The sequence below is a fragment of the Stenotrophomonas sp. SKA14 genome (assembly GCF_000158575.1).
Taxonomy (GTDB): domain Bacteria; phylum Pseudomonadota; class Gammaproteobacteria; order Xanthomonadales; family Xanthomonadaceae; genus Stenotrophomonas; species Stenotrophomonas forensis.
On the sequence record NZ_DS999412.1, the window covers coordinates 4139314 to 4152342 of the forward strand.

Annotated in this window: 14 protein-coding genes; 1 reads left to right on the forward strand and 13 read right to left on the reverse strand. The window is 67.7% G+C overall.

The annotated features are described in order from the left end of the window. Positions 1-8: 8 nt before the first annotated feature. The 10 genes from SSKA14_RS18755 to SSKA14_RS18800 form a co-directional block, all read right to left on the reverse strand. Positions 9-779, reverse strand: coding sequence for a LytTR family DNA-binding domain-containing protein (locus SSKA14_RS18755; protein WP_040009829.1), 771 nt, complete (start codon positions 777-779; stop codon positions 9-11). Continuing rightward, entirely contained in the window at positions 779-1840 is a 1062-nt protein-coding gene (locus SSKA14_RS18760) for a histidine kinase (protein WP_157635967.1), read from the reverse strand. The genes SSKA14_RS18755 and SSKA14_RS18760 overlap by 1 nt, the downstream gene beginning before the upstream one ends. A 34-nt stretch (positions 1841-1874) precedes the next feature. Beyond that, complete coding sequence (locus SSKA14_RS18765; protein ID WP_008267898.1) at positions 1875-2735, reverse strand: DUF2306 domain-containing protein; 861 nt, start codon at positions 2733-2735, stop codon at positions 1875-1877. 139 nt (positions 2736-2874) lie between these two features. Continuing rightward, positions 2875-3888 (reverse strand): hypothetical protein, encoded by a 1014-nt coding sequence (locus SSKA14_RS18770; protein ID WP_040008540.1) that lies wholly within the window; start codon positions 3886-3888, stop codon positions 2875-2877. A 97-nt stretch (positions 3889-3985) separates the two neighbouring features. After that, the gene (locus SSKA14_RS18775) at positions 3986-4396 is read right to left on the reverse strand and encodes a hypothetical protein (protein WP_040008541.1); all 411 of its coding nucleotides are present in this window, start codon (positions 4394-4396) and stop codon (positions 3986-3988) included. Between the two features lie 31 nt (positions 4397-4427). Beyond that, a complete protein-coding gene (locus SSKA14_RS18780) occupies positions 4428-5570 on the reverse strand; it encodes a metallophosphoesterase (RefSeq protein ID WP_008266115.1) in 1143 nt (380 codons plus the stop codon). A 61-nt stretch (positions 5571-5631) separates the two neighbouring features. Beyond that, the gene (locus SSKA14_RS18785; RefSeq protein WP_040008542.1) at positions 5632-7170 is read right to left on the reverse strand and encodes a TerC family protein; all 1539 of its coding nucleotides are present in this window, start codon (positions 7168-7170) and stop codon (positions 5632-5634) included. 43 nt (positions 7171-7213) lie between these two features. Further along, the gene (locus SSKA14_RS18790) at positions 7214-7438 is read right to left on the reverse strand and encodes a helix-turn-helix transcriptional regulator (protein ID WP_005408494.1); all 225 of its coding nucleotides are present in this window, start codon (positions 7436-7438) and stop codon (positions 7214-7216) included. Positions 7439-7451: 13 nt separating this feature from the next. Further along, the gene (locus SSKA14_RS18795) at positions 7452-7919 is read right to left on the reverse strand and encodes a DUF2975 domain-containing protein (RefSeq protein ID WP_040009833.1); all 468 of its coding nucleotides are present in this window, start codon (positions 7917-7919) and stop codon (positions 7452-7454) included. A 250-nt stretch (positions 7920-8169) separates the two neighbouring features. Then, positions 8170-9093 carry an alpha/beta hydrolase gene (locus SSKA14_RS18800; RefSeq protein WP_008265966.1) on the reverse strand — a complete coding sequence of 308 codons (924 nt, stop codon included), beginning with the start codon at positions 9091-9093 and terminating at the stop codon, positions 8170-8172. A gap of 152 nt (positions 9094-9245) precedes the next feature. On the opposite strand from SSKA14_RS18800, the gene SSKA14_RS18805 reads away from it, so the two are divergent. Further along, positions 9246-10220, forward strand: coding sequence for a LysR family transcriptional regulator (locus SSKA14_RS18805; protein ID WP_008267598.1), 975 nt, complete (start codon positions 9246-9248; stop codon positions 10218-10220). Between the two features lie 3 nt (positions 10221-10223). Here the strand turns inward: SSKA14_RS18805 and SSKA14_RS18810 are convergent, their stop codons facing one another. The 3 genes from SSKA14_RS18810 to SSKA14_RS18820 all read right to left on the reverse strand — a co-directional run bounded on the left by SSKA14_RS18810 (position 10224) and on the right by SSKA14_RS18820 (position 12988). Then, on the reverse strand, positions 10224-10724 hold the full coding sequence (locus SSKA14_RS18810) for a GNAT family N-acetyltransferase (protein ID WP_008264746.1): 501 nt from the start codon (positions 10722-10724) through the stop codon (positions 10224-10226). 13 nt (positions 10725-10737) lie between these two features. Further along, complete coding sequence (locus tag SSKA14_RS18815) at positions 10738-11175, reverse strand: hypothetical protein (RefSeq protein WP_008267498.1); 438 nt, start codon at positions 11173-11175, stop codon at positions 10738-10740. A gap of 70 nt (positions 11176-11245) precedes the next feature. Next, a complete protein-coding gene (locus tag SSKA14_RS18820; protein WP_008265918.1) occupies positions 11246-12988 on the reverse strand; it encodes a GGDEF domain-containing protein in 1743 nt (580 codons plus the stop codon). Positions 12989-13029 lie beyond the last annotated feature (41 nt).

Below are 13029 nucleotides of genomic sequence, written 5' to 3' on the forward strand. Positions count from 1 at the left end.
GGACCGGCCTACATCGCGCGGAATGCACCCAGATAGCGGCGGCTGACCGGCAGCACGTCATCACGACCGCGCAGGTACAGCTGGGCGGTCTCGTTGTCACCGCGCACCAGCAGCTTCACCGCGTGCCGGTTGACCACCGCCGAACGATGCACCTGCACGAAGCTGTCCGGGTCGAGTTGTGGCACCAGCTCCTTCAGCGACATCGCGATCACCGCCTCGCCGGGACGGCCATCATCATCGCGCCAGCCGACCTGCGTGTACTTGCTGTCGGCGCGCAGGAAATCCACCGCGCTGCAGGGAATCACCCGCAACACGTTGCCGATCTGCGCATGCAGCCAGCGCAGTGGCGTCGGCGCAGGCAGCGACAGGCGTTCGGCCAGCTGCTGCAGCTGCTTATGCAGGTCCTGCAACGGCGGCGGTTGTTGCAGGCGCTGCTGCAGCCGTTGCACCGTATCGTGCAGGCGCTGTGCATCCACCGGCTTGACCAGGTAATCCAGCGCGCCCTGCGCGAATGCCTGCACCGCATACGCGTCGTAGGCGGTGACGAACACCACCTGCGCGCGCCGCGCGATGCGTGCGGCGACGTCGATGCCGGACAGGCCGGGCATGTGGATGTCGAGGAAGCAGACCTGTGGCTGCAGGGTTTCGAATGCCTGCAGCGCCTCGCGCCCATTGCGTGCCTGCGCCACCACCTGCAGCTGCGGCCAAGCCTTCGCCAGCTGTGCGGCCAGCGCCTGCCGCAGCAACGGTTCGTCGTCGGCAATCAGTGCGGTGGCGATCACGCGGGCAGCTCCCGCGCCGGCAGCCGCAGGCGCGCGATCGCGCCGCGTTGTGCACCCGCCTGCAACTGCAGGGACGCGGCATCGCCATACAGCAGCTGCAGCCGCTGGCGCAGCGCCTGCAGGCCGGTGCCCAGGCCCGGCGCCGCAGCTGACAGGCCTCGGCCGTCGTCCACCACGCAGACCTCGCAACACGCCCCGTCGCGCCGCACCTGCACCACCACCTCGCCACCGTCCTCGCAGGGGTCGATGCCATGGCGGATCGCGTTCTCCACCAGGGTCAGCACGGACAGGCCCGGGCAGCCCAGCACGCGCGTCTCCGCCGAAACTTCCAGCCGGAAGCGCAGCCGATCCGGCATCCGCATATGCATCAGTTCGAGGTAGGCGCTTACCAATGCGATCTCGTCCTCCACCCGTACCAGGGGCTGCTGCAGGCGTGGCACGCTGCCGCGCAGGTAGGCCACCAGATGGCGCATCACCACCGATGCCTGCGGTGAACTGCTGTCCACCAGCGCCTGCAGGTTGGCCAGGGTGTTGAACAGGAAATGCGGCGCAACCTGGCGTTGCAGCAGCTGCACGCGTGCTTCCAGCGCCTGCCGTTCCAGCTCGCTGCGTTCCAGCGCGAAGGCCAGGGCCTGGTGCCGTGCCAGTGCGTCCTTGTGCCTCACCAGTGCCGCCAGCGCCACCCACGGTGCAACCAGCAGGCCAACCACGTTGAGGGTCAGGAATCCGGTCCAGCGATCGGCGTCCTGCCAGAATGGCGGTGCGCCCGCGTCAGTGCCCGCCAGATAGATCACCAGGGTTCCCAGCGGAATCACCGCCGCCACCGCGATGATCTGCACGACCCAGCGTGACAGCCACCGCGGCAGTGATGCCGGCCAGCGCTCCAGCACGGTGAACATCAGCATGGCGGCCAGGCCCAATGCCAGCGCACGCGGCAGCACCGTCCACCACGGATGCCAGTCGATGACCAGCAGCGCGCCGAGTGCCAGCGAGATGCCTGCGCACCACAGCGTTCGGCGCAGCAGCGAAATCGGCGGTGGCGACAGCACATCGGGCATGGGCGGCAGCATAGCGCCTTGCCGTGCACCCACGTCAGCCGGCCGCGAGCGGTGGCCACCACATCAGCGCCCCCGCAGCGAGGCTGCCGGCCACGGTGGCCACGGCCGCAACCAGCAGGACCGCGCCGACCAGCCAGGCATGCGCCGCGCCTGCAGCGCGTTGTGCGCGCAGATACAGTTCCAGCACGGCCAGGGGCAGAAGGGTCTGTGCGAACGCCAGCACGGTCAACGCGGGGCCGGTGAAGGTATCCGGATCGAAGCCCGCCGGCCCCTGGTTCAGCAGCAGCCACAGCATCAGGCCGATGCGGAAGAACCACACGCCCCCCACCGCCAGGAACAGCCGCAGCGCCCATGCGCGGTGTTCGCCCAGACGTTGCTGGCGCGCACGCCACCACGCCGCCGCCGCGAACCACAGGATCAGCAGGGCATTGAGCGAGGTGCCCAGATGCTGCGAAACATCACCGGCGGCGCCGCCGCGGACCCACACCATCGCCAGGCCACCCAGTGCCAGCACTACCGCAGCCAGCACGTAGAGCCGGCCGTTCCAACGGTGCACGGCCGGTGCCCAGCGCCGCAAGGCTGGCCACAGCTGCAACCAGCCACCCAGCACGATGCCCGCGGCCAGCAGCAGGTGCAGCGCCAGCACGGCGTTGAAGGTGGTCGCCCCGGCGACGTAACCGTGCGGCATTACCTCGTTCCAGCGCAGCGGCTGGCCTGCCAGCGTGCTGCGTCCGTAGAAGCCCACGATGTAGACGGCGAACAGCAGCTGCCCGAGTGCGGCACTGCCCAGCCAGGCCAGGGCTCCGATACGTAGCAGGCGCTGGCGGTGCGGTGCGGGCACCCGCTCGTCGCGCGGCGCGCGGCGCGGGGTGATGGCAACAGCAGGCAAGGACATGGCGGGGCTTCCTTCAGGGAGTGCGCCATTGTTGGCCGCTGCCACGGGCATGGAGGCGGTGACCGCGATCAGTGACGGCCAGCGCCGACCAGTGACGCCAGGCGGCGACCGCTGGTTTGGCTACGATCTGCACTACCGGCTAGGGAGCTGCGGCTGCCTGCATGTACTGGGTTTCATGGCCGGTGAAGCGTTCACCGTCAAAGCCGAAGCAGAAGCGGCCTTCCTCGAACACGCGGTAGACCAGCAACGCGCCATCGAGGCAGAACTGCTGCTGGTCCACGCCCGTCTCCAGAGTCCCGTAGCCGGTAGCCTCTCCGCCCTTCCCCGCTGCCCCGGTGAAGGCGTCGATCGGCAGCGGTGTCGCCTCGCCGGTGCGGGTATCGACCAGCACCAGCGTGCGCTGGAAGTATTCGGGGCGATCGTCGATCTGCACCAGCAGATAGTGCTGGTTGAAATTGGGCTTCTGGTTCTGCAGCGCATCCTCGATGCGCGCGCGATGCCGCGCATCGCAGAAGTCGACCGGGCTGTAGCGGTAGCTGCAACCGTCGTGGTCGTAGGGCAGGTTCATGCCGGCATAGCGGACGCTTCCCTCACTGTCCACGTCGTACCCCAGTTCCGGGGTGCTGCACAGCAGCCACGAACGCTGCGCATCCTCGGGGTCGGCCATCAGTTTCGGCTCGCGGCCCTCCTCGTAGGCGGCACCGCCCGCAAAATCCTGACCGAAGCGCTGGCGGATGATCGGGCGCGCCTTCTCCAGCGGCAGGCCGATCTTCGCCCCACGGAACGAAACGAATGTCATCGTCGGCAGGATCACCTCATCCACCGGCAGCCCCTGCCACTGGCCCTGCACGCAGAACGTGGCGATCTCGTTCTCCGTGTCCTTCCGGCAGGGTATTTGCGCATTCGCGGCCAACCAGGGGTGGGCCGGGCGATCGGTTTGTTGATCGATGTACCAGCCCTCCAGCGCACACGTCGGCAGGGCATCGAGCAGCGGGGAGAGGTCGGTGCTGGCCACTGGCGTGGCAACCGGCGCGTCTGCCGCGGGTGTCTCGCCGGGCACCTCCGGTGTGCGCTGGCAACCGGCCAGCAGCAGTGCAGCGATCAGCAGTGCGACGCGGCGCGAGCACCGGATTGAGTGATGCATTCCCTGCATGGTGTGTTTCCGTGTTTGAGAACCCTGCGCATATGATCTCCGATCCAGGGCCCGTTGGGATGCTGGATGCGGGGCAATATCCCAGGATGGCGTGGACCTACCGGGAGTGCAGGCGTCCCGCCCGGTAAGCGCCATAGGCATCGAGGATTCTCTGCATCCGCGCCTGCTGCTTAGCGCCCATCGGCACCCGCTGCGCACGCTTCAACAATGTCTTCCACATGTAGCCGGACCGGAAGAAGTAGGGCCGCACTTCGAGGAAAGTAAGCACTACATCCAGCGTGCCCGGGTCATGCTCGGCCAGCAGTTTCAACGCCTGGTCATAGCCGCCCGGAAAGGCAAGCTGATCGTAGCGCAGTTGATACTCGGCGCAGGCCACAGCGTGCAGCGCCCGCTGCTCCGGCCCACGCCAACGCGTACCTGCGGTATCGCGGATCACCTGGCGAAGCCGGTTTATCTCATCGGCATTGGCGCGGATCAGGCGTTCCATCGGAGGGCGGGGATGCGCCATGGCTCCTTCCTCCATGAAAGCGTGCGCAGCATCACGGCGCGCGGCGCAACGTCAGCAGGGTGATCTCGGACGGCACGCCGATGCGTGCAGGGAACCCAGCCCACAGGCCGGCACCGTTGCTCACGTACAGGGTCATGCCCTCCACCTCGTAGCGGCCGGAGACATAGCCACCATTGGCGCGCTTCACCAGTTGGTCCATACCGATGATCTGGCCGCCGTGGGTATGCCCGGACAGCTGCAGCTTGACGCCACGCGCGGCGGCCTCGCGCGCATTGCGCGGACGATGATCGAGCAGGATCACCGGCGCGGACGGATCGGCACCAGCCAGCGCCGCGTCCAGATCCGGCAGCGGCAGTCCATAGCGTGCCGCCACCGGATCGGTGACACCGGCGATGGTCAACGCGGCCTCACCACGACGCACCTGCAGATGGCTGTTCTCCAGCACCTGCATGTGCAGCGCGCGGAACGCCTGCATCCAGTCCTGGTACTGCGCGTAGTACTCGTGGTTGCCGGTGATCGCAATGACACCGTCCGGCGCGTGCAGGTCGGCCAGCGGGCGCGCATCATCGCGACGGGCCTCGACGCTGCCATCGATCAGGTCGCCGGTGATCACGATCAGGTCCGGCTTCAGCGCATTGCTCTGCTCCACCACCCTGCGCACCCAGTCACCGGTCAGCAGGCGGCTGGCATGGATGTCGGTCAGCTGCAGCACGCGGTAGCCGTCGAAGGCGGCCGGCAGATCCTTGACCGCCACGTCGATCTGCCGGGCCTTGGGCACCGCCATGCCCTGGCTGACGCCATAGCCGCTGACCAGCAGGGCCAGCAGAGCGGCCACGGGCCGCAGCCTGGGAGCGCGCAACGCCGATACGGCTCGCGGCCGGCGGAGCAGGCGCGACAGCAGCAGTCCTGCGTCCAGCACCAGCATCACCAGCGCCAGCAGCAACACCGCCGTCGAGCCGGTGGCCAGCGTGGCGATCGCCAGCTTCGGTATCTCCGGCGAGGCCATCGTGCCCCAGAAAGTGGCAACGATGCGCAGCTGCACGGCCACAGCCACCAGCAGCAGCGACAGCGACAGCACGACCTTCAATGCGGTAGGCAGGCGCAGCGGCCAGAACAGGCGCCAGGCCACGTACAGGCCCATCAACAAACCGATCGTACTCAGCACTGCAACCATCCAGGAAGAAAAGCGGGCCCGCCATGGTGACGGGCCCGCGTGTCATTGGGTAGAGGCAGCATCACGCCCCGGGCAGGCGCTCCACCCGCAGGCGGGCGATGCGGCGCTTCTCCATCGCCAGTACGGTGATCCGCACGTCGGCGATCTCCACCGCGTCGCCGATGTCCGGCAGGCGGCCCAACCGCTCCAGCACCAGGCCGGAGATGGTCATGTAATCCGCGCTGCGCGGCAGTGAGACGCCCGCCAGGCGCTGCAGGTCATCCAGGGTCAGCGCACCGTCGGCCTCCCACTGGCCTTCGCCCTGCGCGACCACGCCATAGCGTTCGTCCTGGGTATCCACCAGGTCACCGGCAATCGCGGCCAGCAGGTCGTTGGCCGTCACCAGGCCTTCCACGCTGCCGTACTCGTCCACTGCCACCGCCAGCGGCACCGGGTGCTGGCGGATCAGCTCCAGCGCCTGCAACGCACTGGCACTGGACAGCACGTACTGCGGCTCGCGCAGGTTGCCTTCCAGCTGCAGCGGCCTGCCCTGCAGCAGGTCGGCCAACAGGTCGCGGCTCTGCACCACGCCGCGCAGGCTGTCCAGATCGCCGTCGCCGACCAGCAGGCGGGTGTGCGGCGAGGCCACCAGGCGCGCGACCACATCGTCCTGCCCGCGTGCCAGGTCGATCCACTGCACGTCGGCACGCACGGTCATCACGCTCGACACCGGGCGATCAGCCAGCCCCAGCACGCTGCGGATCATCTCGTGCTCGGCCGGCTGCAGCCGCTCTTCGGTATCGGCATGTGTGTCCTCGCTTTCGTCGTCGTGTCCGTTGGCCGGACGCGCCCCCAGCATCCGCAGCACCGCGTCGGCGGTACGCTGGCGGAACGGCTGGCGCCGCTCGTTGCGCTCGCGGTTGAAACGCACCCACTGGTTGAACGCTTCGACCAGGATCGAGAAGGCAATGGCAGCGTACAGATAGCCCTTCGGGATCTTGTAGCCCAGGCCCTCGGCCACCAGGCTGAAACCGATCATCAGCAGGAAGCCCAGGCACAGCACCACGACCGTGGGATGCTTGTTGACGAAACGGGTCAGCGGCTTGCTGGCCACCAGCATCAGCGCCATCGCGATGGTCACCGCGGCATACATCACGCCGAGGTTGTCGACCATGCCGACCGCGGTGATCACCGAGTCCAGCGAGAACACTGCGTCGAGCACCACGATCTGCGCCACCACCATCGCGAAGCTGGCATACACCTTCTTGCCATCCTCGTGGTGCTCGCGGCCTTCCAGCCGTTCGTGCAGTTCCATCGTGCCCTTGAACAGCAGGAACAGGCCACCGCCCAGCAGGATCAGGTCACGCCCGGAGAAGCTGTGATCGAACAAGGTAACCAGCGGCTCGGTCAGCTTCATGATCCACGCCAGCGCCGCCAGCAGCACCAGCCGCATCAACAGGGCCAGGGTGAGGCCGATCACCCGTGCGCGGTCGCGCTGGTGCGGCGGCAGCTTGTCGGCCAGGATCGCGATGAACACCAGGTTGTCGATGCCGAGCACGATCTCCAGCACCACCAGGGTTGCAAGGCCCATCCATATCGAGGGGTCAGCCAACCATTCCATTTCAGGTCCGTTTCGTCAGTAGGTAAGGGAAAAAAGCAGTCATTCAGTCGGCATCCTGCGCCTGCGCCGGGTCATGACCGAGCAGGTCGCCGGGCGTGCATTGCAGCTCGCGGCAGATCGCGTCCAGCGTGGAAAAGCGGATGGCGCGTGCCTTGCCGGTCTTCAGGATCGACAGGTTCGCCAGAGTGATGTCGATGCGCCCGGCCAGCTCGGACAAGGTCATGCCCCGTTCCTGCAGCATGCGGTCGAGGGTGATGACGATCGCCATCAGCGCGTGCCCATCAGACCAGACCGTCCAGGTCATCGCGCATCGCCGCGCCTACGGCAAACACGCGCGCCAGTACGAACAGCATCAGCACCGCGACCAGGCCGGTGATCGACATGCCACCGCCGACCTCCATCCAGGTGAAGTCCGGGCCCATCCAGGCCGCGTAGGCACCGATCAGGATCGACAGCAGCTCCATCGCCAGCATCAACCACGCCATGCGCTGCAGGCGCTGTGCATTGGCGTGGGTGAACGGCTGCTCGCGTGCCGCCGAGTCCAGCAGCCGCAGCAGATGGCGCAGGAACACCAGGCACAGCACCAGCAGCACGACGATGGCGCCCAGCCCCAGGCAGAAATGCAGGAACAGATCGTTGCCGTGCGCTGCCGCGGCAGCGGCATCATGCACGCTGTCGAGCAGCCAGCGGCGGTCGTGGGCGACGAGGGGAACGGCCAGCAGTGCGGCCAGGATGCCCAGCCAGCACATCGCGCGCACGGCCTGCACGGCGGCTTGGGCCAGGGTGAACAAGCCTCGCGCGGGTCTGGCGCGGGCGGGTCGAGCGGTCAAGCGGCCTCCGGCATTGGGGTGGCATGCCGCCCCGGGATGGATTTATCGATAAACGATATACCACAACCCGCGTGAAAGGCTGAATCGTGCGCGTCGCGCGAACCGCGACCTGGGCGCATAGGGCGTGCAGGTGCCGGCCCGCCGCCGGCACCGCCCAGGTGACATCAGCTCACAGGTGCTGACCGAAGAACGGAATCACCTCCGCCAGCGCCTGCCGGACCGGCTCCGGCTGGTCATACAGATCATAGTGCGACCCACCCTCCACCACTTTCAGCTGCTTGTGCTTCGACGCCGCTCGGCCATGGATCTCCAGACCATCGCGGTAGGCACCAAACGCCCCCGGCTTGTCACCGATCACCACCAGCAGCGGCTGGGTCAGCAGCACTTCGGCCAGATGGAAGGCATCCCAGCCCACCGCCGCACCACGATGGGAGAACAGCGCGCTGACCACGCCGTTGGGCTGCGGCCCGCGCGTGCGGTAGTAGTCCGTGGCCTCCAGCACGTCGATATCGGTGATGCCGGCAGCACGGCCCTGCTCCACCGAGGGTGGCAGGAACAGGTCCACGCGGGCCTCGCCGCCACGCATCTCGGCGGTGCGCTGTGCGGCGATGGCCTCCAGCGAACCAATCGGATCGAAGCCGCCAAAGCCCTCGCGGCTGAGTCGGCCGAAGTTGACACCGGTGATGCTGGTGACCGCCTTGATGCGGCGCTCGGTCATGGTGGCGTTGATCGCATAGCCACCACCGCCGCAGATGCCGAGCACACCGATGCGTGCGGCATCCACGTACGGCAGCGTGACCAGATAGTCGACCACGCGGCGTACATCCTCCACGCGCTGGGTCGGGTCTTCGACCCGCCGCGGCTCACCGCCGCTGGCGCCCTGGAAGCTGGCGTCGTAGGCGATCACCACGTAACCCTCGCGGGCCAACGCCTCACCGTAGACGTTGCCGGACGTCTGCTCCTTGCAGCTGCCGATCGGGTGCATGCTGATGATCGTGGGGTAGACCCGGTTGCGGTCGAAGTCCGGCGGAAAGTGCAGGTCGGCAGCGATATGCCAGGCCATGTCCGGGTTCTGGATCTTGACGGTTTCCATGCTGCGCCTCTTCGTGTGCGATAGGGCGACCGGTGTCGCCGTTGCAAGCACGATAGACCCGGGATTGGGAGCAAGAAAGACGCCAATCGCAACCACAGTAGTAAGCTGTGATTACCAGAGTGCGACGGGCATGGCGCCCGACCGAGCCCCCCATGAGTGCCCCCACCGCGATCAACCCGGCCCTGCTGCCACAGCTGGCCTGGTTTGCCCACATTGCCCACCATCGCAGCTTCACCAAGGCGGCCGAGGAGATGGGTGTCTCGCGCCCCGCGCTGTCACAGAGCCTGAAGACGCTGGAGAAGCAACTGGGCGTGCGCCTCCTGCACCGGACCACGCGCGAGATGTCGCTGACCGAGGAAGGCCAGCGCCTGTTCGACGCAGTGCAGCCATCGCTGAGCACCATCGACAGCGCAGTACGCGACCTGCGCGCCAGCCATGATGCTCCCTCAGGCCTGCTGCGCATCAACACCGCGCGCCTGACCGCCAAGACCCTGATCGAACCACATCTGCCTGAATTCTTCGCGCTCTACCCCGAGCTGCGCGTGGAGCTGGTGATGGACGATGGCCTGTCCAGCATCGTCGCCGAAGGCTGCGACGCCGGCATCCGGCTGGGCGAACGGCTGGCCAAAGGCATGATCGCCGTGCCGGTGACGCCGATGCTGGAAATGGTGGTGGTCGCCTCGCCGGCCTACCTGGCCCGGCATGGCACGCCCAGCACGCCCGCCGAACTGGCCGGGCACGAGTGCCTGGGCTACCGCCAGACCGGCAGCGGCACGGTCTATGCCTGGGAGTTCAGCACGCCCGGCCAGCCCGGTCATGATTTTGAAGTGGAACCGCGCGGGCGCTATGTCACCAATGATGACGAAGCCATGATCCGCGCCGCGCTGCAGGGGCTGGGCGTGATGCAGCACATCGACCTGTCACTGCAGCCGATGCTGGCCGATGGGCGCCTGCTGCGGTTGATGCCGGAATGGTCCGCGCCATTCCCCGGCTTCTACCTGTACGTGCCATCGCGCGAGCAGATGCCACCCCGCGTGCGCGCGCTGATGGAATTCCTGATCGAGAAGCGCGAAGGCGTCGCCAACGCGCTCGGCCGCACCGTGCAGGCACCGGCCACCGGCGGCTAGGCCTCAGCGCAGGTAACGATAGACCAGGTCATCGGCATCACTGCGCACGGCCTGGGTGTCGAGTACGCCGCCCAGCCGCTGCGCAACGGCCTGCGATGCCAGGTTGTCGGGCGCCATGTAGCTGACCAGGGTCGGCAGCTGTGCCACCACGAAGGCCCAGTCGCGCAGTGCCCCGGCCGCTTCAGTGGCGAAGCCCTGCCCTTCATGGCCGTCATACAGCAGCCAACCCAGTTCCTTCTCCGGAAACAGCGGGCCGTGATTGATCCCGACCTGGCCGATGCAGGCACCGGTGTCGGCCAGGTCGATCATCAACGCACCATGGCCGAACAGATGCCAGCTCGCCAGGTCATGGCAGAACTGGCCCCACGCGGCAACCTCATCGAATGGACCGCCCATGCCGCGCGCGCGCGGCGACGCCAGGAACGCGGCATAGATGCCGAAGTCATCCAGCTGTTGCGGACGCAGCCGCAGGCGCGCGGTGTGCAGGGTGGGGATATCGAGCATGCTACCGGTCGGCTCAGTACACCGCCAGGTGACCGCAACCACGTCGCTGCGGTTGCCCTTCCATCGTCACCTGCACGCTGGCCATGGTGTCGACACCTTCGGCATTGCGGCACGACTCGCGCTTGATCTCGACAATGGCAGGCTGCCTGTCCAGCTCACCATTGAGCACGATCAGCGAACTGGGCGCATCGGCCGGCTGCCCGAGATAACGCAACGTACCCTTGTGGGTACGGCCATCGACGCTGAGGCTGGCATCGTGGTTGCCGTTGCCGACGGACGCGATCTCGATGCTCCACCCTGCCCCACCACCGGTGAACGCAGGCACCGGACTCATGCCGCCCGCGATCGAGGGAGGGCGCGGTTCATCGGCCGTAGTCTTCGATGCGGGGCTGGCGCAGCCGGCCAGCAGGCCGGCAAGCAACGCAGCGAAGGCAAGGGGATGCACGGTCATGGTGGACTCCTGCAGCGATCGGGCCGCCAGTGTAGGGCGAGCCACGTGCGCCGGCGATGAACATGACCGGTCAACGTGAGGCGCGTCCCCCACCGGCAACCCGCACACGGTCACGGCCCTGCGCCTTGGCCTGGTACATCGCCGCATCGGCCGCGCGCAGCAGGGTGCGCCAGCCCAGTGCGTCGGTACCGCCCTCGGCCACGCCGAAGCTGGCGGTCACCCGCAGCGCGGTGCCGCCCCCCACCCTGATGTCCAGCTGCTGCAACGCCAACCGCAGCGATTCGGCCAGCCGGCGACCGGCATCCAGATCGCCATCGGCCAGCAGCACCAGGAATTCTTCGCCACCGTAGCGGGCGATGCTGTCGCTGCGGCGCAGGTGGCGCTGCAGAAGTTGCGCGACCTGCACCAGCACCTCGTCGCCGGCATCATGCCCATGGCCATCATTGATCGACTTGAAGCGGTCCACGTCCAGCAGGATCACCACCGCCGCCGCTGCGCCCTCGGCATGGCGCTGCTGCACCCGCTGGTCCAGCGCGCGGCGGTTCAACAGCCCGGTCAGGTCGTCGGTACCTGCCAGCTGCCGCAGCTCACTGGTCAGCGCCGAGCGTTCGCGCGAGGTCTCGCGCAGGACTTCGATCGCATCGAACAGGCGCTGCATTTCCGCCAGCGGATGGGTGACGTGCTGCTCCGGCCCCGGCGCGTCGGAGGCAATCTGGATCACCTGCCGCTGCGCCTGCAGCAGGGGCCGCAGGATCTGCACATGGGCAATGCGCAGCGCTACGCCCAGCACCAGCAGCGTACCCACGACCGTCGCCACCAGTACCGCCAGGCGCATGGCGGCGCGGTTGCGGGTATGTTCGAAGCGGGCAATGGCAACGCTCAGGTAGCCATCGCGCAGCGCCTCCAGTGACTGCAACGTCGGCACATAGCGCCGGGTGAACTCGGCGGCGGTCCAGGGCGGAGGTACACCGCGACGGCCATCTTCGATCAGCTGCTCGACCATCGGCAACGATTCACCGAAGAACTGCCGCCGCGCCATGTCCCAATGCCAGGACAACGCCGGATCGCTGCGGAACACCGCCTCGTGGCTGCCGGCCAGCCGCCACAGCTCCAGCAGGCGACCCTCGGTCTGCAGTGCCGCGCGTACCTGCTCGTTGCGCCAGGCACCCGGCACCGCCACCGGCGCCATCACGTTGGAGGCCAACCGCCCGCCGTGCTCGCGCAGGTCGATCAGCACCTGGCCCTGCATCGCCGGGATCGCTGCCTCGCGGTCGGCGCGGACCAGCACGTTGATCTGTGCAGACGTCAGCAGGTGCAGGCGGTCGACCACCGCGAACATGCTGCTGATCGCGCGCTCCACGTCTTCGACCCGGCGTGCGTCCTGCGGCTGCGCAGCCACCCGGTCCACGCTGGCACGTGCCGACTTCAGGCGGCGTTGCGCATCGGCCAGCATCGCATGTGCATCCACCTCGCCCGGATGGGCCTTGAACGCGGTGTCCAGCTGCAGCATGGCGGCGTCGACCCGCCGCCGCACCACGGCCAGCTGCATGGCCAGCCGCGCCTGCTCGGCGCTGTCGTCCGCGCGCGCGCCCAGCAGGCTGTTGGCCGGGCCGCGTTCGGAGGAGACCAGGTTGGCCAGATCAAACGTCTGCCGCAGCTGGCGCAGGCTGACCAGATTGTCCTCGGCGGCGGCATAGCGCATCGTGCCCTGGACCAGGGCGATGACCATCAGCGGCAGGGTGCAGACTACGAACAGCCCCGCCAGGATCCAGACCCAGGTCCGCAACCCGATGGGCGATACCTTGCCGGCCATTCAACTTTCCCCTGACGTGCGGATCACTGTACTGAGCGGCC